The sequence below is a fragment of the Chryseotalea sanaruensis genome (assembly GCF_003990915.1).
Lineage (GTDB): Bacteria > Bacteroidota > Bacteroidia > Cytophagales > Cyclobacteriaceae > Chryseotalea > Chryseotalea sanaruensis.
On the sequence record NZ_BHXQ01000002.1, the window covers coordinates 393,893 to 418,303 of the forward strand.

The 24,411-nt window shown below is 39.9% G+C and carries 18 protein-coding genes; 9 read left to right on the top strand and 9 right to left on the bottom strand.

All coding sequences use genetic code 11. The annotated features are described in order from the left end of the window. Positions 1 to 24: 24 nt before the first annotated feature. The 3 genes from fumC to recJ all read left to right on the top strand — a co-directional run bounded on the left by fumC (position 25) and on the right by recJ (position 3,999). A complete protein-coding gene (gene fumC, locus SanaruYs_RS06145) occupies positions 25 to 1,425 on the top strand; it encodes a class II fumarate hydratase (RefSeq protein ID WP_127121647.1) in 1,401 nt (466 codons plus the stop codon). A gap of 118 nt (positions 1,426 to 1,543) precedes the next feature. After that, positions 1,544 to 2,191, top strand: coding sequence for a coiled-coil domain-containing protein (locus SanaruYs_RS06150; protein WP_127121648.1), 648 nt, complete (start codon positions 1,544 to 1,546; stop codon positions 2,189 to 2,191). A gap of 104 nt (positions 2,192 to 2,295) precedes the next feature. Then, the gene (gene recJ, locus SanaruYs_RS06155; RefSeq protein WP_127121649.1) at positions 2,296 to 3,999 is read left to right on the top strand and encodes a single-stranded-DNA-specific exonuclease RecJ; all 1,704 of its coding nucleotides are present in this window, start codon (positions 2,296 to 2,298) and stop codon (positions 3,997 to 3,999) included. A 2-nt stretch (positions 4,000 to 4,001) separates the two neighbouring features. Here recJ and SanaruYs_RS06160 read toward each other — a convergent pair whose 3' ends face one another. From SanaruYs_RS06160 to SanaruYs_RS06195, 8 genes are all read right to left on the bottom strand, one after another. Beyond that, positions 4,002 to 6,413, bottom strand: a complete 2,412-nt coding sequence (locus tag SanaruYs_RS06160) for an ABC transporter permease (protein ID WP_127121650.1) — start codon at positions 6,411 to 6,413, stop codon at positions 4,002 to 4,004. A 133-nt stretch (positions 6,414 to 6,546) separates the two neighbouring features. Beyond that, a complete protein-coding gene (locus SanaruYs_RS06165) occupies positions 6,547 to 7,440 on the bottom strand; it encodes a pirin family protein (RefSeq protein WP_127121651.1) in 894 nt (297 codons plus the stop codon). A gap of 141 nt (positions 7,441 to 7,581) precedes the next feature. Then, the gene (locus SanaruYs_RS06170; protein ID WP_127121652.1) at positions 7,582 to 8,187 is read right to left on the bottom strand and encodes an alpha-ketoglutarate-dependent dioxygenase AlkB family protein; all 606 of its coding nucleotides are present in this window, start codon (positions 8,185 to 8,187) and stop codon (positions 7,582 to 7,584) included. Between the two features lie 43 nt (positions 8,188 to 8,230). Next, positions 8,231 to 9,442: an ABC transporter permease gene (locus tag SanaruYs_RS06175; RefSeq protein WP_127121653.1), complete on the bottom strand. Its 1,212-nt coding sequence runs from the start codon at positions 9,440 to 9,442 to the stop codon at positions 8,231 to 8,233. A gap of 94 nt (positions 9,443 to 9,536) precedes the next feature. Then, on the bottom strand, positions 9,537 to 10,043 hold the full coding sequence (locus tag SanaruYs_RS06180; RefSeq protein WP_127121654.1) for a DinB family protein: 507 nt from the start codon (positions 10,041 to 10,043) through the stop codon (positions 9,537 to 9,539). 71 nt (positions 10,044 to 10,114) lie between these two features. Continuing rightward, the gene (locus tag SanaruYs_RS06185; protein ID WP_127121655.1) at positions 10,115 to 11,722 is read right to left on the bottom strand and encodes a GMC family oxidoreductase; all 1,608 of its coding nucleotides are present in this window, start codon (positions 11,720 to 11,722) and stop codon (positions 10,115 to 10,117) included. A 121-nt stretch (positions 11,723 to 11,843) separates the two neighbouring features. Beyond that, positions 11,844 to 12,434 (bottom strand): hypothetical protein, encoded by a 591-nt coding sequence (locus SanaruYs_RS06190; RefSeq protein ID WP_127121656.1) that lies wholly within the window; start codon positions 12,432 to 12,434, stop codon positions 11,844 to 11,846. 39 nt (positions 12,435 to 12,473) lie between these two features. Then, positions 12,474 to 13,265 (bottom strand): hypothetical protein, encoded by a 792-nt coding sequence (locus SanaruYs_RS06195; protein WP_127121657.1) that lies wholly within the window; start codon positions 13,263 to 13,265, stop codon positions 12,474 to 12,476. 62 nt (positions 13,266 to 13,327) lie between these two features. On the opposite strand from SanaruYs_RS06195, the gene SanaruYs_RS06200 reads away from it, so the two are divergent. The 4 genes from SanaruYs_RS06200 (at position 13,328) to SanaruYs_RS06215 (ending at position 18,873) form a co-directional block, all read left to right on the top strand. Further along, complete coding sequence (locus SanaruYs_RS06200; protein ID WP_127121658.1) at positions 13,328 to 14,275, top strand: pyridoxal-phosphate dependent enzyme; 948 nt, start codon at positions 13,328 to 13,330, stop codon at positions 14,273 to 14,275. Positions 14,276 to 14,278: 3 nt separating this feature from the next. Continuing rightward, positions 14,279 to 15,502 (top strand): diaminopimelate decarboxylase, encoded by a 1,224-nt coding sequence (gene lysA / locus SanaruYs_RS06205; protein WP_127121659.1) that lies wholly within the window; start codon positions 14,279 to 14,281, stop codon positions 15,500 to 15,502. 144 nt (positions 15,503 to 15,646) lie between these two features. After that, positions 15,647 to 18,481 (top strand): S9 family peptidase, encoded by a 2,835-nt coding sequence (locus tag SanaruYs_RS06210; RefSeq protein ID WP_127121660.1) that lies wholly within the window; start codon positions 15,647 to 15,649, stop codon positions 18,479 to 18,481. Then, positions 18,481 to 18,873, top strand: coding sequence for a VOC family protein (locus SanaruYs_RS06215; RefSeq protein WP_127121661.1), 393 nt, complete (start codon positions 18,481 to 18,483; stop codon positions 18,871 to 18,873). Before SanaruYs_RS06210 ends, SanaruYs_RS06215 begins: the two co-directional genes overlap by 1 nt. Here the strand turns inward: SanaruYs_RS06215 and SanaruYs_RS06220 are convergent. After that, the gene (locus SanaruYs_RS06220; protein ID WP_127121662.1) at positions 18,870 to 19,127 is read right to left on the bottom strand and encodes a hypothetical protein; all 258 of its coding nucleotides are present in this window, start codon (positions 19,125 to 19,127) and stop codon (positions 18,870 to 18,872) included. The two genes, SanaruYs_RS06215 and SanaruYs_RS06220, sit on opposite strands and share 4 nt — an antisense overlap. 121 nt (positions 19,128 to 19,248) lie before the next feature. Here SanaruYs_RS06220 and recG point away from each other — a divergent pair, with 121 nt between their 5' ends. Together recG and SanaruYs_RS06230 are read left to right on the top strand one after the other, a co-directional pair. After that, on the top strand, positions 19,249 to 21,342 hold the full coding sequence (gene recG / locus SanaruYs_RS06225; RefSeq protein WP_127121663.1) for an ATP-dependent DNA helicase RecG: 2,094 nt from the start codon (positions 19,249 to 19,251) through the stop codon (positions 21,340 to 21,342). Positions 21,343 to 21,467: 125 nt separating this feature from the next. Then, the gene (locus SanaruYs_RS06230; RefSeq protein ID WP_127121664.1) at positions 21,468 to 24,392 is read left to right on the top strand and encodes a TonB-dependent receptor; all 2,925 of its coding nucleotides are present in this window, start codon (positions 21,468 to 21,470) and stop codon (positions 24,390 to 24,392) included. Positions 24,393 to 24,411: the final 19 nt, after the last annotated feature.

The window sequence follows — 24,411 nt, forward strand, 5'->3', positions numbered from 1 at the left end:
CCATCATCTAAAATTTAAAACACTATGAGTTTCCGCATCGAGAAAGATACCATGGGCGAAGTACAAGTACCCTCCGATAAATATTGGGGTGCACAAACTGAACGCTCTCGCAATAATTTTAAAATTGGCCCTGAGGCCAGTATGCCTAAAGAAATTATTTACGCATTTGCCTACCTCAAAAATGCTGCAGCTCAGGCCAACCATGAACTCGGTGTGCTAGCCGCAGATAAAAAGGATCTTATCGCAAAAGTTTGTGATGAAATATTAGCGGGCAAACTCGATGGTGAATTCCCATTGGTAATCTGGCAGACCGGTTCTGGTACACAAAGCAATATGAATGTAAACGAAGTTATCGCTTACCGTGCCCATGTGCTAAGTGGTGGTAAACTGACTGACGATAAAAAGGTGCTACACCCTAATGATGATGTAAATAAATCACAGTCCTCTAACGATACCTTTCCAACAGCCATGCACATTGCAGCTTATAAGCAAGTGATGGAGGTTACCCTGCCGGGAATGGAAAAACTTCGCGATACTTTAGCCAAGAAAGCAACTGAATACAACAACATCGTAAAGACTGGCCGTACCCACTTCATGGATGCTACACCGCTAACTTTAGGTCAGGAGTTTTCAGGGTATGTTCAGCAGATTACTAACAGCATTCGTACCATTAAAAATGCACTAGAGATTGTATGTGAATTAGCGCTTGGTGGTACTGCTGTAGGCACAGGTTTAAATACACCAAAAGGCTACGATGTATTAGTGGCTAAAAAAATTGCTGATCTTACTGGCTATCCCTTTATAACTGCTCCTAATAAATTTGAAGCCCTTGCCGCACATGATGGCATGGTGGAATTATCAGGTGCATTAAAGCGTGCAGCAGTGGCTTTAATGAAAGTTGCCAACGATATCCGCATGTTAAGCTCTGGTCCTCGCAGTGGTATTGGTGAAATTATCATTCCTGATAATGAACCGGGTTCATCTATAATGCCTGGCAAAGTAAATCCTACACAGCCCGAAGCACTTACTATGGTTTGTGCACAAGTAATGGGAAATGATGTAGCTGTTTCCATAGGCGGCTCAATGGGGCATTTCGAATTAAATGTATTTAAGCCAGTAATTGCTGCCAACGTATTACAATCTGCCCGCTTGATTGGTGATGCCTGTGTTTCCTTTAATGATAAATGTGCAGTTGGTATTGAGCCTAACCTGGCCATCATCAAGCAGCACATGGAAAACTCTTTGATGTTAGTAACGGCTCTAAACACGCACATTGGATACGAAAATGCTGCCAAAATTGCCAAGACTGCCCACAAAGAAAACAAGACCTTGCGTCAAGCTGCAGTTGACCTAGGTTTGGTAACAAATGAACAATTTGACCAATGGGTAAGACCTGAAAAAATGGTGGGTAGCCTAGATAAATAAGATCAAATTAATGTGCCGGTTTTACGCAAGACCTACTCACTAAAAGGTCTGATGTACGGCCGGTACTTAGTATTTAAAAATATTTTGTACTTTTATTACTGATTAAACCAAACGCACAATGAAAAACAGACTAGTATTATTTTTTTGTCTGGCGTTAATGGCGGCCTCCACAGCCAGCTTCGCGCAACTATCCAAGAAGGAAAAGAAGGAGTGGAAAAAGAAAGCCAAAGAATACGCTAAGAATCCCGAGGTTCTTAAAACGCTTACTGAGGACAAGCAGGTTGCTGATAATTCAGTAGGTGACTTAACCAATCAGGTAAAGTCTCTTCAAAGCCAGTTGGCTCCAAAAGATGCTAGAATAACAGAATTGGAAGATGAGCTTTCACGCGCCAACAGCCAACTGTCTGCCACGCGTGCAGAATTAGCTCAAATGAAATCTTCTCCGGCCGCTCCAGCACCTATGGATTTCTCAAAAGGTGTGGTTTTCAAGGTTCAGATCGGAGCCTTCAAAAACAAAGATTTATCAAAGTACTTCGAGAACAACCCGAACTTTGGTGGTGAAGCTGCTAAAGGTGAGGCTGATCCTCAGAAGTTAACCATCGGTGTTTTCCGCGATTATTGGGAAGCTGATACTTTTAAAAAATACATGCGCGAAATGGGTGTGAAGGATGCCTGGATCGTTCCTTACAGAGATGGTCAGCGCGTTGAAATTAAAGACGTACTTGAGGGCGTAACTACAGATAAACCTGCAGAAGCCACCAATTAATAATCTACTCGACAAAAGAAATGGCGGTGTCACAAAATGACACCGCTATTTTTTTATACTTGTACCAGCATTCCACTAAACTGGTTCTCTCCTAAATACTTGTCATGCAAAAACGCTGGGTTAAAAAAGCTGCACCATCAGAAGATCAGGTAAAAGCATTAAGCCAGACGCTTAACATTAACCCACTGTTAGCAAGTATTCTAATTCAAAGAGATATTGATACTTATGAAAAGGCAAAGGCGTTCTTCAGACCAACGCTAGATGATCTTCATAATCCATTCCTCATGCAGGATATGGAAAAAGCCATTGAGCGTTTACACAAAGCCATCAGAGCAGAAGAAAAAATTCTGATTTATGGTGATTATGATGTTGACGGCACTACAGCTGTTGCTGTGGTTTTTAGTTATTTGTTTAGTTTTTACAAGCACTGCGAATATTATGTACCTGACCGCTACAGTGAAGGTTATGGCGTTTCACAAGCAGGTATTGAATATGCGGCTGCAAACGGTATGACACTTATTATTACGCTTGATTGTGGAATTAAAGCTTCTGATAAAGTAACACTGGCAGATTCGCATGGTATTGATTTCATTATCTGCGATCATCACTTGCCCGATGCCAATATACCAACTGCTATTGCAGTACTCGATCCTAAACGTGAAGACTGCACCTATCCTTACACAGAATTAAGTGGTTGTGGCCTTGGTTTTAAGTTCATACAAGCTTATGCACAAAAGCATCGTGACGAGGAAGAGGTTTTTCAATACCTCGATATGGTTGCCGTTAGCATTGCCTCTGATATTGTACCCATTACCGGAGAAAATCGGGTGTTAACTGTTTTTGGTTTAAAGAAACTAAACGAAAATCCTTCACCAGGGCTAAAGGCTTTGAAAGAGATTTCAGCCATTCGTAATGAGCTTGATGTTTCCGGTATTGTATTCACCATTGGCCCTCGCATAAATGCTGCCGGTCGTATTGCACATGCTACAGGTGCTGTTAAACTTTTAATTGCTTCAACCGAACAAGAGGCACTTGATCTCGCCTTTGCGATTAATGAAAAAAATGATCAACGCAGGGTTGTAGACCTCGATATAACTGGCGAAGCATTGGCCATGATTGAAGCGGATGAAAGAATAAAAAATGCGAACTCAACTGTTTTATATAAGAGCACCTGGAGCAAAGGTGTAATTGGCATTGTCGCCTCGCGTTGTATTGAAAAATATTACAGACCTACTATTATTCTAACTGAATCCAATGATAAAATAACAGGCTCAGCCAGAAGTGTGCATGGCTTTGACTTATATGAAGCTATAGAAGCATGTGGTGACTTACTCGATAAGTTTGGTGGCCACCGCCATGCGGCAGGATTAACTTTAGATCATGAAAATTTAGATGCTTTTATTCAGCGTTTTGAAGAAGTGGTTAGTGCAAGAGTAACTGACGAAATGAAAAGCCCTGTGATAGATATAGACGCTGAAATACAACTCGATACTATTACCCCCAAATTTTTAAACATACTAAAACAAATGGCTCCCTTCGGGCCAGAAAATCTAAACCCTGTTTTTGAAGCGCATCATTTACATATTGCGCACTCACTTTCCGCCTTTAAAGATAGACACATACGCTTTTTTGTTAAGCAAGAAAACACCAGTAACGTGTTGGCCGTTGTTGGTTTTGATATGATTAAACATTACGAAAGCTTAGTTAGTGGTAAACATTTTAGCATGGCTTTTACTGTTGAAGAGAACGTCTTCAATGGAAACACCAGCATTCAATTGAAAATCAAAGATCTGTTGGTTAACGACTAATGCTACTCCTGTCTTAGTGAACTCACGGGATTAGCAATGGCCGCTCTAATTGTTTGCGTACTTACAATTAATAAAGTTAGTAGTAGTGCAATAGCGGAAGTATACATGAAAATAAGAGGATTCATCTCCATTCTATAAGCAAAGCCTTGTAACCATTCTTGCGCAAAGTACCATACTATTGGTACTGCAAGGCCATTAGCCAGTAACACAAGCAATAAAAACTCCTTAGATAACATGCTTGTGATGCTCATTACATTTGCACCCAACACCTTTCTGATGCCTATTTCTTTGGTACGTGTTACTACCATAAATGAAACAAGACCTAATAAGCCAATGGTAGCAATAATCAATGTAATGGTTGAGAACATACCCAAAACTTTCGCCAGCCGTTGCTCCGCCTGATATTGTTTCTCAAAGCTTTCATTCAAAAAGAAATAGTTGAAATCGTAACCTTCAAATTTTGTCTTCCATAAACTCGATATCGCTTCAATAACTTGTTGTGTTTCTTTAGTTTGATAGCGCACTGCAAAGAGATAACTATACTCTGGCGCATAGTCCATAGTGATGGGCCTAACCTTGCGCTGCAAACCTGACTGATGGTAATCTTTAACTACTCCAATAACTTCTCCTTCCGGTGTGCTCGAGGGTGATGTGATTGTTTTGCCAAGCGCTTGTTCTGGAGAGCCCCAACCAAATTGTTTTACCGCAGTTTCATTCAGAATCAATCCGTTTGCCAATTCCTGCGTGCGGCTTTTATCAAAATTACGTCCTGCAATTAGTTCAAGATCAAGCGCACTAATGTATTTCTCATCTACAGCCATGTACTCTACACTAACAGTTTCATCCCCATCCTTTCCTTCAGGGTATGCAATTTGTCCTACCCACCCAGGGGTACCAGGTAATGCATTGGTATAACTTACAGCACTAACAAAGGCAAGGTTCTCAAGTTCTGTTTTAAGTGCTTCGAAAGCATTGGGTTCGCTTGCGTTTACTCTGGCACTGTTAATCACAAGCACTTGGTCTTTTGAAAAGCCTAGTGCTTTTTCTTGCATAAAATTAAGTTGCTGAATAACCACAAAGGTTCCTGTAAGAAATACAACAGAAATAACAAATTGAAAAACAACTAATGCTCTTCTTAAATGAGTTCCTTGTTTATTGTTTTGCAGTTTACCTTTAAGAATAGTCGCTGGCTTCATTCCCGACATAATAATAGCAGGGTAATACCCGGCAAGTAATGTTATCAACAACACAAGTATTGTAACTCCGATTATAATGTTGCTATTCAAAAGCGCAGTCAGGTTGTACGCTTTTGCTAATAATGAATTAAACAAAGGCATAAATACGCCTAGCAATCCCAAGGCAATAAATAATGCCATGGCAGTCAGTACAAATGATTCACTTAAAAATTGTACAACAAGGCCACCCCGTGTAGAGCCAACTACTTTTCTTAATCCAACCTCCTTTGCTCTGTAAACAGAACGTGCTGTTGCGAGATTAACAAAATTGATACAAGCAAGCAGAATAACAAAAGCTGCGATACCAATTAGCATATACACTCTTTTGATACTTCCTAAAGTACCCATGCCATTGCCGGCTTCACTTTTAAGATAGATATCACGCATGGCCTCAAACTCTACATAAGCAGTAGTGCCCCAGCTTTTCATCATGTCACCTACCCGATCCATGTAAATGCTTTTAGCCTTGGTAAAAAATGCTTGTTCCTCAACTCCCTCCTTTAGCAACACATAGTTTCTCATGTTAATATTGCCCCAGCCCTCATCGAAAGAAAATGATTCGAGTTTTTGATAGGTCGCAAATGATACAAGCATGTCAGCCTGAATATGTGAGTTATTCGGAATATTCTCCATTACACCCGTAACAACAAACTGTAAGGTGTCGGCCATTACCAATGTCTTATTAAGTGCCTGACCATTTGGGAAATATTTTTCCTGCATTGCTTTTGATATAACAACGCTGTAAGGATCATTAAGCGCATTGTTACTATTGCCTTCAATAAGAGGGAAGGAAAATAATTTAAAAAATTCTGGTGTAGCGTAATGCAGTGACTGACGAATACGTTTATCGTTATAATTAATGGTTAAATAGGAAGCGCTTCTTGTATAGAGCACTGCCTCTACCTCCGGAAATTCCTTTTCTAAAACTTTACCAACAGGCCATCCGTTGGTTTCATTGGCTGAGCCTTTTGTGGCACCCAGATCATAAAAGCTTGTGTTAACCCGATATATCCTGTCTCCCTTTACGTGAAAATTATCGTAAGACAGTTCATCTACTACAAAAAGCATGATGAAAATTCCAACCATCAGACCCAGTGATAAGCCTGCAAGGTTTATGGTCGCGTAAGCTTTGTGTTTTAATAAACTGCGAAAGGCGATTTTAAAATAATTGCTCAGCATCAGGTTTTTTTCCTTAGACTATTGAAAAACTATGCCAATCAAAAATCCGCAAATACAGGGCGCAAAAGCTATTTCAAATTTTGGAGGTTGATTAATTACGAACAATCTTGTTCGTTCACGGACACCCACGTAACTACTTTTGCGTGAGGTTGGAAGTCTGTTGAGGCAGCGGCACAAACTCTGTTTCGCCAGGCACAGGAATAAAGCTTTGGTTAAGCCAGCGCTGTTTTGCCTCTTCAATTTTCTCTTTGCTGCTGGCTACAAAATTCCAATAGATAAATCGTTCTTCTGGAAAAGTTTCGCCACCAAAAATGTATAGTGTTGTGTTTGCACTGATATCAAATTCACATAACGTGCTGTCTTTACTCACCAAAATATGCTTGGGTTCGTACACATGACCTTCGCTTTGTATGCTGCCTTCTAAAATGTAAAGGGCAGATTCTCCATACAGCTGATTACCAATAGATATTCGTTGGGCTGTTGTGCTTTTTATCTCAATAAAATATAGCGTGCTGTAAACAGGCACTGGCGATTTTCTGCCAAAGGCTTCGCCTGCAATCAGCTTATACGATACCCCATGCTCTTGCCAAGATGGAATGTCTTGTTCATCTACATGATGAAAAGCCGGATGCATATTCTCTAAATGCTTCGGTAACGCCACCCAGATTTGCAAGCCATGTACTTTCTTCTCTTTGCCGCGCAGACGTTGGGGCGTTCTTTCGGAGTGTACTATACCGCTGCCGGCTGTCATCCAGTTTACCTGACCAGGATTAATTTCAACCTCAGTCCCTAGACTGTCTTTGTGCATGATGCTGCCTTCAAACAAAAAGGTTAACGTGGATAGGCCTATGTGCGGATGAGGCGGAACATCCATATTTTCTTCAGCACCTAAAGTAGCTGGGCCCATATGATCGATAAAGGCAAATGGCCCCACCATTCTTTTCTCACGAAAAGGAAGCAGTCTGCCAACCATAAAATTACCAATGTTGCGGGGGCGCTCTTCAATAATTAAACTGATGTTCGACATACATTCTCATTTTACTAGTTCAATTTCTTTTGGTAAAGCTTCCTTATTCATCCTCTCCTTGGGAGAGGACTGCAATTGAGGCCAATAAAAAAGGCTTAACTAAACATCATTGCTTTACGAATATACAAAATGCCTGATTTATTATTGCCCTACAATTGTTCTGAAAGTAAGATTGATGCGAGGGCGTTTTACTTTGGTAGTGGGCGGCAGACGATGTAACCAGTAGTCCTGCGTTGCGCCTTTCATAATCAACAAGCTCCCGTGTTCTAATAGCAACGAAATAGTTTCGGCTGTCTTTTTATGTTTAAAGGCAAATTTTCTCTCTGCTCCAAAGCTAAAGGAAGCGATAGCACCATGTTTCTTTAATGTTTTCTCGCCATCACTGTGCCAAGCCATTCCCTCCTCGCCTGTATGATAAAGATTTAGTAGACAGGAGTTATATGTTTCTCCTGAGAGCTTCTCCGCTAATGTTTTTAATGATTGGAGTTCTTCCGTCCAAGGCAAAGCTTCTTTAGTTGTGTTTGAATAAGAATAGGAAAACGGTTTGTCTCCATACCAAGCAACCTTTCTTTTAGTCACATAATGCTTACCATAGATAACAGCCTCATCATTTCGCCATTCAATTGTGCTAAACAGGCGATTGAAAAAAATCAGCGCTTCAGCATCACTCATGATCTTACCAAAATAATTAACCACACCATCAGCAGGTAAAAGGTTGGTGGAAATATCGTTGTTGAAAAGATTCATTTGAATTTTATGTCAACAACAGTCACTAATTGTTTTTGTTTTATCATTCCCTTCTAATCGCCTCCACCGGATCAAGACGTGAGGCCCGAATGGCTGGGTAGGTGCCAAAGATAATACCTACAAGCAAAGAAATTACACCTATCACTAACATAGTGTTAACAGTGTAGGCTGCTTGAAAAGGCATTTCTGTAATTGCTCTCACAATTGGAATGAAGGCCATGGTGCCTAACACTCCAAGGGTTAAACCTATTAAACTTCCAAAAGTTGAAACCGTAACTGACTCAGATAAAAATTGCAGCATGATATCGGTTCTGTTAGCGCCAACAGCCTTTCTTATACCAATCTCGACCGTTCTTTCTGTTACCGAAATCAATAATACATTCATAACACCAATACCTCCAACCAAAACTGAGATGCCAACAATCATACCCATGATGATTCTGAAAAGTAGGAAGCCTTGTGAAGCTTGCTTCACACGCATCTCGTTTGTTTGTATGGAAAAATCCTTTGTTGAACCATATTTTGTCTTCAAAAAAGTCATTACCTCTTCTTTTAAAAGCACTACATCTTCTACACTTTCTGCCTCAATGATCAGCTCTGGAGCATTTGCTTTTAACTCAGCCTCTGTCAACAAGGTTATGGGTACTAAAAGATGAGGAGACGTTGAGCGATCATTTTCTAAAACGCCATGAACAGTTAATTGGTGTGTGCCTACTTGCAGTGTTTTACCTAATAGTGTGTTGAGGGAATCCTTTGGCCAGGCTTTTTTGGCAAAGTGTTCGTTAATCAAAACTATTTTATTTTCTTCTTTTAAATCCTTAGCAGAAAAAAGCCTGCCATGTAGTGCCTTTATACGAGGATGTGTTTTTTCTCCTGTTGCCCAAATGTTAGTTCCTATTGTACTGTCGCCCACCGCAATAGCATCCACCGAAACTCTGGTCAAATAATAATGGGCGGGTTTAGAAAGATTGAGTTCTGCCAAATCAGCTGAGTGAAGAATTGAAAAGCTGTCTTTCCTTATTCGCACATTATTAATGGTCTCATAAGCATTGCTTCTTACAGCAATCGCCTTCAAAGAAGTTGTTTGTGTAATTTGCTGATTGGCATATTCTTCCATACCATCAATAAGGGAAAGAATTGCTACTAAAGACGCTACACCAATAACAATCCCTAATACTGACAGAAGTGTATGAAAAAAGTGCGAGCGAATGTTTTGAATAGCTAGTAAGAAAGAGCTGCTGATCTTTTTTAGCATATGAAGTTTTTTGTTGAAAGACTTTTAGGATGATATTTTGTTACAATCATCGTACTAAAATAAACCATCATTGTGCCTACTTACTGAAATAGTGCTAATCAGTATTCAATTTCTGCAGCAAAACCAATTGACCTAGGTGATAGCTTTGGTGATTGGTTCGGTTTATCAACACATTCAGCTTGTTTCGGTGCGGCTCTTTTACAAAAATCTCATCACTTACAGAGGTGTGTTTTAAAAACCATGCTTCTGGTTCCATCTTTCCAAAGTTACTGGCGAGTGCTTCATTTACCTGTCTCCAATATTTTTTTAATTGCTCTAAAGATGGAAACTCATGACCTGATTTATCAGGGGTACGGATAAACATGTGCTCCCATTCAGGATGCAAGCGGTCACTGAACTCAAACAACGAAAGCATGTAATCATTTACTGCCGCGAGGTGACCCAAAATATAAATACCTCTGTTTTTACCGGGCGCTATTTCGCTCATCCATTGCTCGTCAGTAAAGCTTTCTATTAATTTATCCATTTGTTTCACCTGAGAATCCCAGGCACTGATAGCCATTTTTACAAAAAGTGCGGGGGTCGCTTGAACTGTTGTCATTGTTTCGGTTTTAAAGTCTTATCTACAAATGATTTCTGTAGGCCAATGGTTCCTTACTTTAGAATTAAAAACTAATTCTTATTTCTAATCATTTCCGCTGCCTTCTCTGCTATCATAATTACAGGTGCATTTGTATTACCGCTACAGATCACTGGCATTATGGAAGCATCAACCACACGTAAATTTTCCATGCCTATTACTTTTAGTTGCGGGTCGACTACAGCCATCTCATCAACACCCATTTTACATGTACCCACCGGATGGTACACGCATTCGGCACTGCGTTGGATGTGCTCTAGTATTTCATCATCTGAAGTGCGTTTTTCCGGAACGTGGTTGCGAATTCTGTAAGTATCAAAAGCATTTTGGTCCAAGGTTTCAAGCGCATGTCTTGCGGCCTTCACCATAACCTCTCTGTCTTTTTCATTACTTAAATACTTCGGATCAATAAGCGGTGCTGCATTCGGATCGTTTGAAGAAAGGGATACTTGTCCGCGACTTTCTGGCCTTACTTGCGTTGGTAAAATTGTATAGCCATTCTCGGTTGGAAAAGTATCGAGGTTAAAAATGTCATAACTATAGTTATCACCGGGTTGTGTTGGTGTAAACTGAAATTGAATATCCGGTCTTGTTTGTGCTGCATCTGATTTCAAAAATGCCACTGCCTCCAGTGGGCCGATGGATAATGGCCCGCTTCCAGATATAAAGTATTTACCCAATGCTACAGCGCGCATGTGCATAGGCACATAATGATTATTGGTATTAACATTACTCAAACTACTAACGGCATAAAATAAATGGTCTTGAAGATTTTTGCCAACGCCTTCTAATTCATGTTGCATCGCTATCCCATGTTTTTGCAAGTCATCTTTTGAGCCAATGCCCGACAGCATTAAAATCTTGGGTGATTCAAATGCACCTGCTGTTACGATTACTTCATTTTTTGCTCTGGCGGTTAATGTACTACTACTTTTTGTCATGAAATCAACACCGATTACCCGGGTGTGTTGCAACACTAGTTTTTTACAGACTGCTCCCGTTATTATAGTCAGGTTGCTTCGTTTCATTATTGGGTGAAGAAATGCCTTGGCTGTGCTTTGTCGCTTCGATTGCTTCATCGTGTACTGCAACCAGCCTGCACCGTCTTGTGTGGCACCGTTAATATCCTGGTTAAGTGGTAACCCCTTCTGAACACATGCTTGTATAAAAGCTTCACCAACTTTTGTATGGTACCAGGTGGCTTGTGTTACATTCAGTAGGCCGCCTTTACTGTGGTATTCGTTTTCGTATTGTTCGTTATGCTCAGATTTTTTAAAGTAAGGCAATACATCCTGATACGACCAACCCTTACAACCTAAAGCGGACCAGTTGTCATAATCTTCGCGCTGTCCTCTTACATAAGCCATGGCATTAGTTGAGCTTGATCCTCCTAATACTTTACCACGTGGGTGATAGATTTTTCTGTTCTGTAAAAAAGGTTGAGGTGTGGTGTAATAACAATTCCAATCTACTTTACTGTGATGCAACATAGAATAACCACCAGGAATATGAATGAAGGGATGAGAGTCCTTCCCTCCCGCTTCCAGCAGTAATACACTTGTATTCGGATTTTCCGAGAGACGATTTGCCAGCACACATCCGGCAGAACCAGCCCCAATAATGATGTAGTCGTAAGTCATAAAAGAATGTACGACCTAAGGTAGAAGATTTAATATTAAAAATAACCTCCATTAACCACCGAGGTCTGTTTGCTGTCGCAAACAGACCTCGGTGGATTGGTGGTGGTGTAAAAAATCCTTTTTACTGAACCATCTTCGCGATTTTATCTACCGGGATGGTGTTGGCCCATTTCAATACTTCGGTCTCGTTGCTTTTGTCTGCATACAAGGTTAAAAGTGTTGAATTCATCGGAATTTGTAATGTGTAGTTTTCAACATTAGTTTCGCTGTCCACACTTTTCTGTAGTATGCTTTTGTATCCGCCAATTTTTACCACTTTTTGTGAGCCATCTCCTGAGTTACCCATAAAAGGCATGGCCAAAATTGCATTTAGCGAAGCAACAAGTGGTGAGTTACTCATGATTTCAATTCTTGCCTCTTTTTCCTGTGAGCCATATTCACGATGAATAAGACAACCTGCTAAGCCTGTATTAGCCGTCACATTATCATTGATAATATTGGCGTTCAGTGCATCCATTTTAGTTGGCAAAAGTGCTAATACCTCCTTACCAATTTGCACATCAAGTTCTGTCATTAATTGTTGCATGGCAAAGCGTGATGCTTCCAGATTGCCTTTGGCGTATTCAGCTTTTGCGGTGGCTAAATGGGTATCAAACTGCGCAAATACAGTAGTTGCACAGGTCAAAAGTATAAGTGTTAATAATTTTTTCATGTTCATCAGTTTTTTCAGATGGAATCTTTTTCCGCTGGCTTATTGTTCGCCTAGCTTGTTTTTAATGGCATCTATATCAAAAGCTTCTGCTGCCTTAGTTATCTCTTGTTCGTTGGCAAAATTTATACCCTCCCAAACAATAATAGAAGATTGGCCTATACCAACGCTTATTTTATAGCCACTTGATTCACTGTATTCAATTACACCTCTATAGCCTTTTACTTTTATTTGCTTGAACTGTTGTTCGCCACCAGTTGTTTGCCCGTAGCCAGCATTAGTCATATACATATTATAGGAAGCCATCCAAACAGAATTATTCGCCACAGTAACTGTCAATTGTTTATCGTCCTTTAAATATTCTCTGTGTATGGTTAGTCCTACCCATCCATAGCCTGTGCTGGTAACCTGGTCTGCACTTTCTTCTTTAGGTAAACCAGAAACAGACTCAGGTAAGGATTTTAAAATGTCATTGCCAATTTCCATTTCTACACCAAGCATAGCCTGCTGAACCGCGTAACGTGCCTCACCATAGTTTTTGGTTTTATAGGAGACTTCTGCATCACTCAGGTTCTGGCTAACATCCGGAGGCGTGCTGATTAGTCCACCACCACCCTTATTATTAGGGTTACTGCTATTATTTGAAGGATTGTTGTTGCCGTTATTAGCATTGTCTCCTGTGTTTTTTGTGCCTTGCTTTCCACTCAGTTTCTTGTCAATGGCTCTATCGGCTGCTTGTTCTGCTTTTTGTTTAAGCTTGTTAAGCACCGCTTGACCGTTCGATTGGATGGCAAACAGGCTCACAAAAAGAATAATAATGAAGGGCTGTTTCATTTTATTGGATTTGGATTGTTATTTGAGTTCTAATTTAATAATTCTCATTAAAACGGAGACACATGATTCATGCCGAAGATATAGTTCAGGCTCATTTGCGCATTAAACCCTTTATTCATCGTACGCCAATTCTCACGTCAGAACGCATTAACCAGCAAACAGGTTGCCAACTTTTTTTCAAATGTGAGAATTTTCAAAAGGTGGGTGCATTTAAAGCAAGAGGTGCCATGAATGCTGCCTTACAAGTACCTGCAAGTCAGCTAGCCAACGGACTGGCTACGCACTCTTCTGGCAATCATGCTGCTGCGCTGGCACGTGCTGCCTCTATTGTGGGCACTGAAGCATTTATTGTAATGCCTAAAACAGCGCCAGCCATAAAGAAAAAAGCTGTGCTTGGATATGGAGGAAAAATTTTTGAATGTGAACCTACTTTGGCTGCACGCGAGGAAACGCTGCGAGAAGTTGTGTTGAAAACGAAAGCCACGGAGATACATCCGTTTAATAACGAACATGTAATAACAGGCCAGGCAAGTGTGGCCAAGGAATTACTGGAAGACATACCTAAGCTTGACGCACTCATTGCCCCAGTGGGGGGAGGTGGATTATTAAGTGGCACTTTATTATCAGCACACTATTTTTCACCGAGTACTTTGGTTTATGCCGGTGAACCTGAAGGTGCTGATGATACATTTCGCTCACTCAAATCCGGAAAAATAGAAAGCTCACAAGCCAACACAATCGCTGATGGATTGTTAACTTCCTTGGGCGATAAAACCTTTCCCATCATTCAGCAACATATTAAAGAGGTATTAGTTGTAAACGATATGGAGATTATTGAAGCCATGCGGATCGTTTGGGAAACAATGAAGATAATTATTGAGCCTTCTTGTGCTGTGCCTTTTGCGGCAGTCATAAAAAATAAAGATAAGTTTGCAGGAAAACGGGTGGGTATCATCTTATCCGGAGGGAATGTTGATTTAGAAAAAGTTTTAAAATTATTTGCTGCTTAAGTCATGTTATTAGAAAACGGTAGGTATACCATTCAAGGTCTTTCAGTTGAGGAAATCGCAAAGCAATTCGGTACACCGTTATATGTGTACGATGCCTCAAAAATCATTACACAAATTAAAACCCTGCGTTCAGCCTTTACTGGGGTAGACCTGCGCATTAAATATGCAGCGAAGGCGCTTACCAATGTTAATATTTTGCGGGTGATGAAGCAGCAAGGCATTGGTGTGGATGTTGTTTCTGTAAATGAAGCCAGACTAGCCATGCATGCTGGCTTTACTTCTGCCGATATTATGTTCACACCGAGTTGTGTTGATTTTGAGGAAATAAAAGAAGCCGTTGACCTTGGCTTTGCCATCAACCTTGACAGCTTGCCTGCATTGGAGAAATTCGGACAAACGTATGGCCATTCGAAGCCTTGTGCCATTCGGATTAATCCTGGTGTAATGGCAGGTGGTAATTATAAGATTTCAACAGGTCACATTCATTCAAAGTTTGGTATTTCAATTCAGCAGTTACCGCAGATTCTTGAGGTGGTTAATAAATACAATATTCACATCAACGGGCTACATGTACATACCGGTAGCGAGGTTGTTGATGTAGATGTGTTCTTAAAAGTTGCAGATATTTTATTTCAAACTGCTTTACATTTTAAAGCTTTAGACTTCATTGATTTTGGTGGTGGCTTTAAAGTAGCTTATAAAGAAGGTGACAAAATCACTGACATTGCAGCATTAGGTAAAGCCATCTCCAATGCGCTTCAAAATTTTTCCAAAACATACGGAAAGCCGCTACAGGCTTGGATAGAGCCAGGAAAATTTTTGGTTAGTGAAGCGGGTGTCTTGTTGGTTAAGAGTACAGTTGTAAAAGAAACTCCAAACCTAACTTTTATTGGTGTAAACAGTGGCTTGAATCACCTGATCAGGCCAATGATGTACGATGCCTACCATGATGTCAGCAATGTTTCCAATCAACTTGCTGCAACGAAACAATACAATGTTGTTGGTTACATCTGCGAGACTGACACCCTGGCTGCTGAGCGGGATTTGCCTGAGGTGCGTGAGGGTGATATTTTGGCAATACACAATGCAGGTGCTTACGGTTACTCTATGGCTTCTAATTATAATGCCAGATTCAAACCTGCCGAAGTGCTCGTTGAAGATGGAAAGGCCAGGTTGATTCGTAAGCAGGAAAGCCTTGAGGATTTACTGCGAGGTCAGATACTTTAACAATTACTACATCTTTATACAAACGGTCTTTTCCTATTCAGGATAAAGGTTGATTTTTATTATCCTTATGAAGGCATGCACTTTCTTTTAAAGAAAGGTAGCGTGTCATAATCATTCGATTCTTTAATAGAAAACTATCATCACATGAAAAAAATTATTTCCCTTCTATTATTACTTCTTTTTACTGCAAGCTTCAGCTTCGCACAAAAAAAGAAAAGTACACCTGTTGTCAAAAAACCACTCACCCCCGATGTATACGATGGATGGAGGGATATTAATTACAAAGCATTAACACCAGATGGAAATTATGCAGCCCTTTTAATCAACCCGCAAGACGGTGATGGCAGAGCTGTTTTCTATAACCTTAGCAGTTTCAAGGAAGGCTCGGTGCAGCGGGCGGCTGAGCTAACACTTACATTCGATAGTAAGCAGGCTGTTTTTAAAATCAAGCCGCAAAAAGAAAAGGTAAAAGAATTGCGCAGACAGAAAAAGAAAAAGGAAGATTTACCGAAAGATTCATTAGGCATTTTCAACTTTAGCAGCAGAGCCGTAGAAAAAATAGCGGATGTGAAATCCTTTAAGGTTCCCGAGAAGGCTGGCAACTGGCTCGCTTATACGCTGGAGGCTAAAAAGGAAGAAAAGAAAACAGCTGATAAGACAGACACCACAAAGAAAAAAGAAAGTGTAAAGCCTGTTAAAAAAGCAAAAAAGAATGGCGATGATAATGGCTACACCCTTGTACTAAGAAGACTCAGTGATAAACAAGAAGTAACATTTTCTTACGTGAAAGATTATGCTTTCGCAAAATTTGGACAAGGGATTGTATTCACCTCGACTGGTAACGATACCACACAAAAGGCTGGTGTGTATTGGTACGATTTGCAGAAGTCGTCACTTCAGCAAATTCATGAAGGTCATAAGAAATTTAAGTACAAAGGATTAAGTATAAATGAGGATGGAAATCAGCTAGCCTTCTTATTAGATAGTGATACTACCAAGGCTTTGCTACGTCAATTTTCCCTATACCATTGGCAAACATCACAAGATAAAGCTAAAGAACTTATCAGCACTCAAACATCAGGAGTACCAAGTGAGTGGTTGGTGAGTGAGCATTACACCCCGCTTTTTTCACAAAACAGTAAGACACTTTTTGTTGGCCTTGCGCCAAGACCCCTATTACCCGACACAACCAAGCTTGATGAAGAAATAATTAAGGTAGATATCTGGAACTGGCGCGACAGTGTTTTGCAAACACAACAAGCCAGACAGTTAGAAAATGAAAAGAAACGCAGCTACCTGGCTGCCTATAATTTGCAAAACAATACGCTTAAGGCTTTGAGTAATGAGCATCTGCCAAGTATTACTTTAACTGACGAAGGCAATGCTTTATATGCCTTGGCCATAAGCGACAAACCTTATCGTTGGAGTAACTTTTACGATATCAATACACCACAAGATGCCTATGTCATAAACATTCAATCCGGAGAACAGAAGCAAATTGGCAAGGCCTTGAAAGGAGATACCTTTATTTCTCCAAAAGGAAATTACATCTACTGGTACAGTCAGATCGATACAGCATGGTTCTCTTTTTCTATAAACAGTAGCCAAATACACAGTCTTACAAAGTCTCTCCCTGTAGCTTTTGCTGACGAAGAAGATGATCATCCGGATTATCCTTCCGCTTATGGGCGCCTTGGTTGGACAGAAGGCGACCAGCAGTTTCTGGTTTACGATCGTTATGATATCTGGTCGCTTGATCCTGAAAACAAACGCGCTGCTATCAACCTGACAAAAGTAGGCCGCAGTCAGAAAATTGTCTTCCGCTATATTAAATTAGATCCTGAAGAAAAATTTATAAAAGCTGACGCTCAACTATTGCTTTCGGCCTTTAATGAAGTAACAAAAGCATCAGGTTACTACAGCTTAAACCTGAAGACGAATGAACTCAAAAAGTTATTGTCTAGTGACAATCGCTATGCCGGTACCGTAAAAGCCATGCAAAGTGATAAGATTTTATTTACCCGCGAATCATTCACGGAGTTCCCTGATGTTTGGGTAAGCAATCTTTCATTTCAATCTCCAAAAAAATTAACCAACGCTAACCCACAAATGAAAAATTACAAATGGGGAAGTGTTGAGCTGGTAAAGTTTACATCGTTGGATAACGTGCCCCTAGAGGGATTGCTTTATAAACCTGAAAACTTTGATCCGACAAAGAAGTACCCAATGCTGGTCTACTTCTACGAAAAAAGTAGTGAACAATTGTATAGCCACTTTAAGCCACAACCTGCATGGTCAATTATTCAACGCGTTATGTGTGTAAGCAACGATTACCTGGTGTTCATACCCGATATTGTTTATAAAATTGGATTGCCTGGAGAAAGTGCTTACAACAGCATTATGCCCGGTGTTACCAGTATGATTGCGAAGGGTTTTGTGGATGAAAAAAACATTGGCATACAGGGACAAAGCTGGGGCGGTTATCAAACAGCGTACATAATAACACGCACAAATTTATTTAAAGCTGCAGGGGCCGGGGCAGCCGTTGTTAACATGACCAGTGCCTATGGTGGAATTCGTTGGGGAAGTGGTTTAAGCCGAATGTTTCAATATGAACAATCGCAAAGTCGTATAGGTGGTACGTTGTGGGATAAGCCACTCTACTACCTGGAGAATTCTCCATTATTTACTGCTGATAAAATTCAGACCCCTGTGCTGATTATGCAAAACGATAAAGATGACGCTGTACCGTGGTACCAGGGAATAGAGTTTTATATGGCTTTGCGCAGGTTACAAAAACCTGTTTGGATGTTGGTTTATAATGACGAAGTACATAATCTTCAACAAAGGCAAAACAGAAAAGATTACGATATAAGATTGATGCAGTTTTTTGACTACTATCTAAAAGGTGCAGAAGAGCCGCTTTGGATGAAACAGGGTATAAAAGCAACTGAAAAAGGAATCTTAAAAGGTTTTTAATGAAGATTAAACAAATAAAAGAAACCTGTATTTACACACAGGATTTAGAGACAGCTAGGCTTTTCTACTGTGAAAAGCTTCGCTTACCTCTTATCAGCTACTTACCTGATAAGCATTTGTTTGTAAGGGTAGGAAATTCAGTGTTGCTTTGTTTCAATCCGCAGGATTCGCAGCAAAAAAAAACGCCACCCGGTCATTATGCTCAAGGCAAAATTCATTTTGCTTTTGAGGTAGATGCCGATGACTACCAAAAAACAAAACAGGAGATAATTGAAATGGGGATAACGATTAGTGATGAAGTAACCTGGGAAAATGGTCAACAATCCTTCTATTTTGAAGATCCGTCAGGCAATGTGTTAGAAGTTGTGCCTGTTGGTATTTGGATAGCCTAAAGTTTGTTAACCAATAACTGGCTAACAGGATGGCTTTGTTGCCTAACCTCTTCACTCATTTTTGGTATGCGCAAGGAATTATACCACAACTCATATTGGCTATACTGAAGGCAGGGGCCAACTACTTTATCTTCAATGAGTATTTTAATATAATCAGCTTCTTTATAGTGAGACAATAATAATTGCTGCTCCTGTGGCAAATCTTTTACCTCCACGTACTCTATTTCTCTAAAATATTTTGCTTTAACCTTCATACCTCACTAGCTCTCCTTTATTACAAATCATTTACCTAAGTAACCCTACATTTCTGGTTTAAAACCCCGAACAGTGTTAATTTTCCACACAAATTACAATTAACATACGAAGCGCGCGGTTATGGCGGATTTTTTTAGCACTTCTATTGAATATTTAAAAGGCGTGGGACCGCAGCGCGCTGCATTACTCAATAAAGAATTGAGTGTTTTTACTTATGCCGATCTGTTACAACACTATCCATTTCGGTACGAAGATCGCACCAAATTTTATAAGATCAACGAAATAGTTGATGAAATGCCCTATGTACAGCTTAGGGGTATTATTAAGAGCAAAGAGCTTGTTGGCACTGGCTTTAAAAAGCGACTTACAGCCCATTTTGAAGATGGTACTGGTAGTCTTGAGTTAGTATGGTTTCAAGGTATCAACTGGGCAACGGAGAAGATAAAAACCAATACAGAGTACGTTGTGTTTGGGAAACCGGCTCGCTTTGGAAGTAAATTCTCAATTGCACATCCTGAATTCGATGTTTTTACTGAAGCGACAACACGAACACAAACTTTACGCCCTGTTTACCCACTAACCGAAAAACTTAAAAGTAAACATCTTGATAATAAGGTTATTTCGCGATTACAACAGGAAATTTTAATTGGTGGGAAGGACTCTATTCGCGAAACACTACCGGTTGATTTATTACAAACTCATTCGCTTATCAGCAAGCGAGAGGCGTTAATTAACATACACTTTCCTAAAAATCACGAAAGTTTAAGTAAAGCACAACAGCGTATTAAGTTTGAAGAGCTCTTTTATGTTCAGCTAAAGCTAATTCGTCTTAAACACGTCAGAAAAGTTTCATACAAAGGTCAGGTGTTTAACGATTCCTCGCTACTAATTGAGTTTTATAAAAATCATTTGCCTTTTGATTTAACCGATGCACAAAAGCGAGTGATTAAAGAAATTTATGCTGATATGAAAACCGGTAAGCAGATGAATCGATTGCTGCAGGGGGATGTGGGTAGTGGAAAAACGATTGTTGGTTTCATTTGCATGCTGTTGGCCATTGGTTCGGATGCTCAGTGCGCTTTAATGGCACCTACAGAAATTTTAGCACGACAACACTTTACAGGACTGCAGCGCTACGCTAATAAAATGAATCTTAGTATTGAAATCTTAACTGGTTCAACAAAAAAATCAGAGAGAAAAATAATTCATGAAAACCTGCTTTCTGGTGAGTTGAAAATATTAGTTGGAACACACGCTTTACTGGAGGATGTGGTGCAGTTTAAAAATTTAGGCTTGGCTGTTATCGATGAGCAACATCGTTTTGGTGTGGCACAACGATCTAAGCTTTGGAAAAAAAATGAGGCGGTTATGCCTCATGTGTTGGTGATGACTGCTACTCCAATTCCACGCACGTTGGCTATGACGCTTTATGGAGATCTTGATATCTCTGTTATTGACCAGCTCCCAGCGGGGCGTAAACCGATTAAAACTGTTCATCGTTTTGATTCGCATCGTTTGCAAGTAAATCAGTTTTTGCGCGAACAAATTGCTTTAGGCAGACAAGTATATGTTGTGTATCCGCTTATTGAGGAATCGGAAAAACTTGATCTAAAACATTTAATGGACGGCTATGAAAGTATGGCACGGGCTTTTCCTGATATTGCTCTCAGCATTGTTCATGGACAAATGAAAGCAGCCGATAAGGAGTACGAAATGCAACGCTTTAAAAAAGGCGAAACAAAAATTATGGTTGCCACTACTGTAATTGAGGTGGGGGTTGATGTTCCCAATGCTTCCGTAATGGTAATAGAAAATGCCGAACGCTTCGGTTTGTCTCAACTCCATCAATTAAGAGGAAGGGTTGGTCGTGGTGCAGAACAATCGTTTTGCATTTTAATGACTAACTATAAACTAAGTCAAGACTCAAAAGTGCGCATCAATACTATGGTTAAAACCAATAATGGTTTCGAAATTGCGGAGACAGATTTGAAACTTCGTGGGCCTGGTGATCTCACTGGCACACAACAAAGTGGTGTACTTGATCTTTTGTTGGCAGATTTGTCTAAAGACCAAATTCTATTGCAGCAAGCGAGGGAATCGGCCATTAGTATTTTGGAAAGCGACCCAAACCTTGAAAAAACAGAAAATGCCTGTATAAAAAATCAGGTTGTCGCTGCTAAAAGGTCTGGTTTAAGCTGGAGTAAAATCAGTTAAGACTTTAACATTCATTAACCTGATTAACTACCAATTGTCCTGCTTTTTCACCCCGCATGGATTTGCTTCAACTATCTAAAACCCAAACACTTATTTCGCGGTTCAATAAGGAGAAATATAATTACATGAAAACGCTTTTAACCTTAACACTTGCCCTGCTCTCATTTTTTAGCATGGCTCAAATTCCTCAAAGCCCTGGTGGTGGCTCGCGAAGCTCCATGCCAGTAACTACAATTGACGGCAACGGAAAAATTTCTGGTACCGTTGTAGATGAAGAAAGCAATGCGCCTGTGGAGTTTGCAACGGTAGCACTGCATGATGCAGCCACTGATAAGGTGGTTAATGGCACTGTTGCCGATGGCAAAGGTAAGTTTACCATTACCAAAATTGAAGATGGAACATACAATGTTGTAATTTCTTTTATAGGCTACGAAACACAAACCATTAGCAAATTAAAGATTGAGGGCAAAGACAACGACTTGAATGTTGGTACTATTAAATTAAGTACTGGATCAAAAGTACTGAATGAAGTAGTAGTTGAAGGTAAAAAGGATCTTATAGAGGAGCGTGTTGACAGAACAATTTATAACGCAGAAAATGATGCAACTGCAAAAGGTGGTGATGCAACAGATGTATTAAAGCGAGTACCACTATTATCAGTTGATATGGATGGAAACGTTAGTTTACGTGGTAGCAGCAACATCATGGTTTTAATTAATAACAAACCATCTACAATTATGGCCAGCTCTGTTGCTGATGCCTTAAAACAAATTCCTGCAGATCAGATTAAAACAGTTGAGGTTATTACCTCACCATCTGCCAAATACGATGCAGAGGGTTCTGGTGGTATCATTAATATCATTACAAAGAAAAATACACTAGAGGGCTTAAATTTAAATATTAATGCAGGTGCGGGCTATCGTGGTTCCAATCTTGGACTTAATGGTAATTACCGCAGAAAAAATATGGGGTTTTCCTTAGGTGGGTGGGGTCGTGCCAACTACAATATCAATGGTAACTTTGAAAATAGTCAGCTAATAAGTGGCTCCCAAGAAAGACAAACTATTCAGCGTGGGGAAAACAGGGGTAATGGACTATTCGGAAATTATTCTTTAGGCTGGGATTATGACATAAACAAAAAAAATACACTTGCTGCATCCGTGAGATACGGGGTGCGCAATAACAACAGCTATCAGGATAATCTTGAGCGCTTAACTATTGTTGATGGCGTTGCTCAGCCTTCTAACTTAAGTGATAATAAGACCCTAAATGGTTCGGGAACCGTTGATGCAAACTTTACCTACACTCATTATTTTACAAAACCACAGCAGGAATTAAGCGTGTTAGCATCCTTCAGCAGAAATGACAGGAATAATGATTTCTTTACGACTAATTATAGTGGCTCAAGTGTACTTAATCAATTTAAAAATGAAAATGATGGTATAAATGAAGAAATAACAATTCAGGCAGATTACCAAATGCCTATTGGTACTACCCAAATTTTTGAAACTGGTGTTAAGCAAATTCAAAGAGTTGTTACTAGTAATTTTACTACACTTTCAGATTTAGACGCTGACGGTTTCTACGAAACTGTTTCGTCAAATTCTAATCAATTAAACTATAATCAGGATGTAAGTTCTGCCTATGCATCTTATACTTACGCGGCAAAAAATGGATACAGTTTAAAAGGAGGAGTCCGTTATGAGTATACAACAATCAATGCCTTTACTAGAACAGAAAGCGATATTGATATTCCAGAATACAGTGTTGTTGTTCCAAGTATTAATGCTTCGCGAAGATTAAAGAACGGCAATACTGTGAAGCTCTCTTACAACAGAAGAATTCAGCGTCCGTCTATTCAATTTCTTAATCCTAATAAGCAACAGAATAATAATGCTTTGAATCAAACTATTGGTAATCCGGTTTTAGATCCAGAATTCACTGATAATTATGAGGTGGGGTATACTACTTTTATAAAGGGTGTTTCCTTAAACTTTTCTGGCTTTTATAGAAATTCTAATAATGCCATTCAAAGTTTGAGAACGTTCTCAGGTGATACCATTGTAACCCGATATGCGAATATTGGTAAAGAAGAAGCTTATGGTACGAGCCTTTTCGTTAATGTTAATCTTGGTAAGCTTACACTAAGCGGTGGTGGAGATGTTTTTTACAATGTGCTTGATAACAATGTGCCAAATCCTGATGACAGAGCAAGCAACGAGGGCTGGGTTTACAGCGGTCGCCTTTTCGGGGGATATACACTTGAAAAAGGTTGGGCATTACAAATGTTCGGATTCTACAGAGGCAAACGAGTACAGCTTCAAGGAGAGCAAGGTGGATTTGGCTTTTATAGCTTAGCTGTTCGTAAAGATTTTGCTAACAAGAAAGGAAGCATAGGTCTTGGACTAGAGAATTTCCTTGCAGAATCTATTACTATTAGAAATGAAACAAAAACAAATAGTATCACACAAACAGGATTTACAACACAAAATAATCTTGGCTTCCGTATAAACTTTAGCTACACCATTGGAAAGATGAGTTTCGACAATCAGCCTCGCAGAAGACGCTCTATCAATAATGACGATATGAAAGATGGTGGCGATGGTGGTGCTGACATGGGTAACATGGGTGGTGGAAATATGGGTGGTGGACAGCGTGGTGGTGGAATGCCTGCAGGCGTTAGACCAACAGCACCTGCAACAACAAATACCAACACACCAGCAGTTGATCCAGCCGCGGTAGTAAATGCTGAAGGTAAGTGGACTTACACTTTAGAAACACCACAAGGTGCCAGCAACGGAACCCTTACCATTATAAAAGATGGTGAGACTTATAAAGGTACTATCGTTAGCACTCGCAGTCCTAAAGAAACAGCACTTTCATCTGTTGTTCTCAATGGCAATGAGTTAACCGTTACCTATGAGGTTTCTTTCGGTGGCAATACTGCAAGTATTGAGATGAAGGGAGTTATTACGGGAGATGAAATGGAAGGGAAAATAACAATGGGTCAGTTTGGCTCCTTCCCTATGAAAGGGAAAAGAGGAGAATAATTCGTTAAACACCTATTCA

Bases quoted from the DNA above. Each gene is read 5' to 3' on its own strand.
- fumC (WP_127121647.1), top strand. From the start codon at position 25: ATGAGTTTCCGCATCGAGAAAGATACCATGGGCGAAGTACAAGTACCC.
- SanaruYs_RS06150 (WP_127121648.1), top strand. From the start codon at position 1,544: ATGAAAAACAGACTAGTATTATTTTTTTGTCTGGCGTTAATGGCGGCC.
- recJ (WP_127121649.1), top strand. From the start codon at position 2,296: ATGCAAAAACGCTGGGTTAAAAAAGCTGCACCATCAGAAGATCAGGTA.
- SanaruYs_RS06160 (WP_127121650.1), bottom strand. From the start codon at position 6,413: ATGCTGAGCAATTATTTTAAAATCGCCTTTCGCAGTTTATTAAAACAC.
- SanaruYs_RS06165 (WP_127121651.1), bottom strand. From the start codon at position 7,440: ATGTCGAACATCAGTTTAATTATTGAAGAGCGCCCCCGCAACATTGGT.
- SanaruYs_RS06170 (WP_127121652.1), bottom strand. From the start codon at position 8,187: ATGAATCTTTTCAACAACGATATTTCCACCAACCTTTTACCTGCTGAT.
- SanaruYs_RS06175 (WP_127121653.1), bottom strand. From the start codon at position 9,442: ATGCTAAAAAAGATCAGCAGCTCTTTCTTACTAGCTATTCAAAACATT.
- SanaruYs_RS06180 (WP_127121654.1), bottom strand. From the start codon at position 10,043: ATGACAACAGTTCAAGCGACCCCCGCACTTTTTGTAAAAATGGCTATC.
- SanaruYs_RS06185 (WP_127121655.1), bottom strand. From the start codon at position 11,722: ATGACTTACGACTACATCATTATTGGGGCTGGTTCTGCCGGATGTGTG.
- SanaruYs_RS06190 (WP_127121656.1), bottom strand. From the start codon at position 12,434: ATGAAAAAATTATTAACACTTATACTTTTGACCTGTGCAACTACTGTA.
- SanaruYs_RS06195 (WP_127121657.1), bottom strand. From the start codon at position 13,265: ATGAAACAGCCCTTCATTATTATTCTTTTTGTGAGCCTGTTTGCCATC.
- SanaruYs_RS06200 (WP_127121658.1), top strand. From the start codon at position 13,328: ATGATTCATGCCGAAGATATAGTTCAGGCTCATTTGCGCATTAAACCC.
- lysA (WP_127121659.1), top strand. From the start codon at position 14,279: ATGTTATTAGAAAACGGTAGGTATACCATTCAAGGTCTTTCAGTTGAG.
- SanaruYs_RS06210 (WP_127121660.1), top strand. From the start codon at position 15,647: ATGAAAAAAATTATTTCCCTTCTATTATTACTTCTTTTTACTGCAAGC.
- SanaruYs_RS06215 (WP_127121661.1), top strand. From the start codon at position 18,481: ATGAAGATTAAACAAATAAAAGAAACCTGTATTTACACACAGGATTTA.
- SanaruYs_RS06220 (WP_127121662.1), bottom strand. From the start codon at position 19,127: ATGAAGGTTAAAGCAAAATATTTTAGAGAAATAGAGTACGTGGAGGTA.
- recG (WP_127121663.1), top strand. From the start codon at position 19,249: ATGGCGGATTTTTTTAGCACTTCTATTGAATATTTAAAAGGCGTGGGA.
- SanaruYs_RS06230 (WP_127121664.1), top strand. From the start codon at position 21,468: ATGAAAACGCTTTTAACCTTAACACTTGCCCTGCTCTCATTTTTTAGC.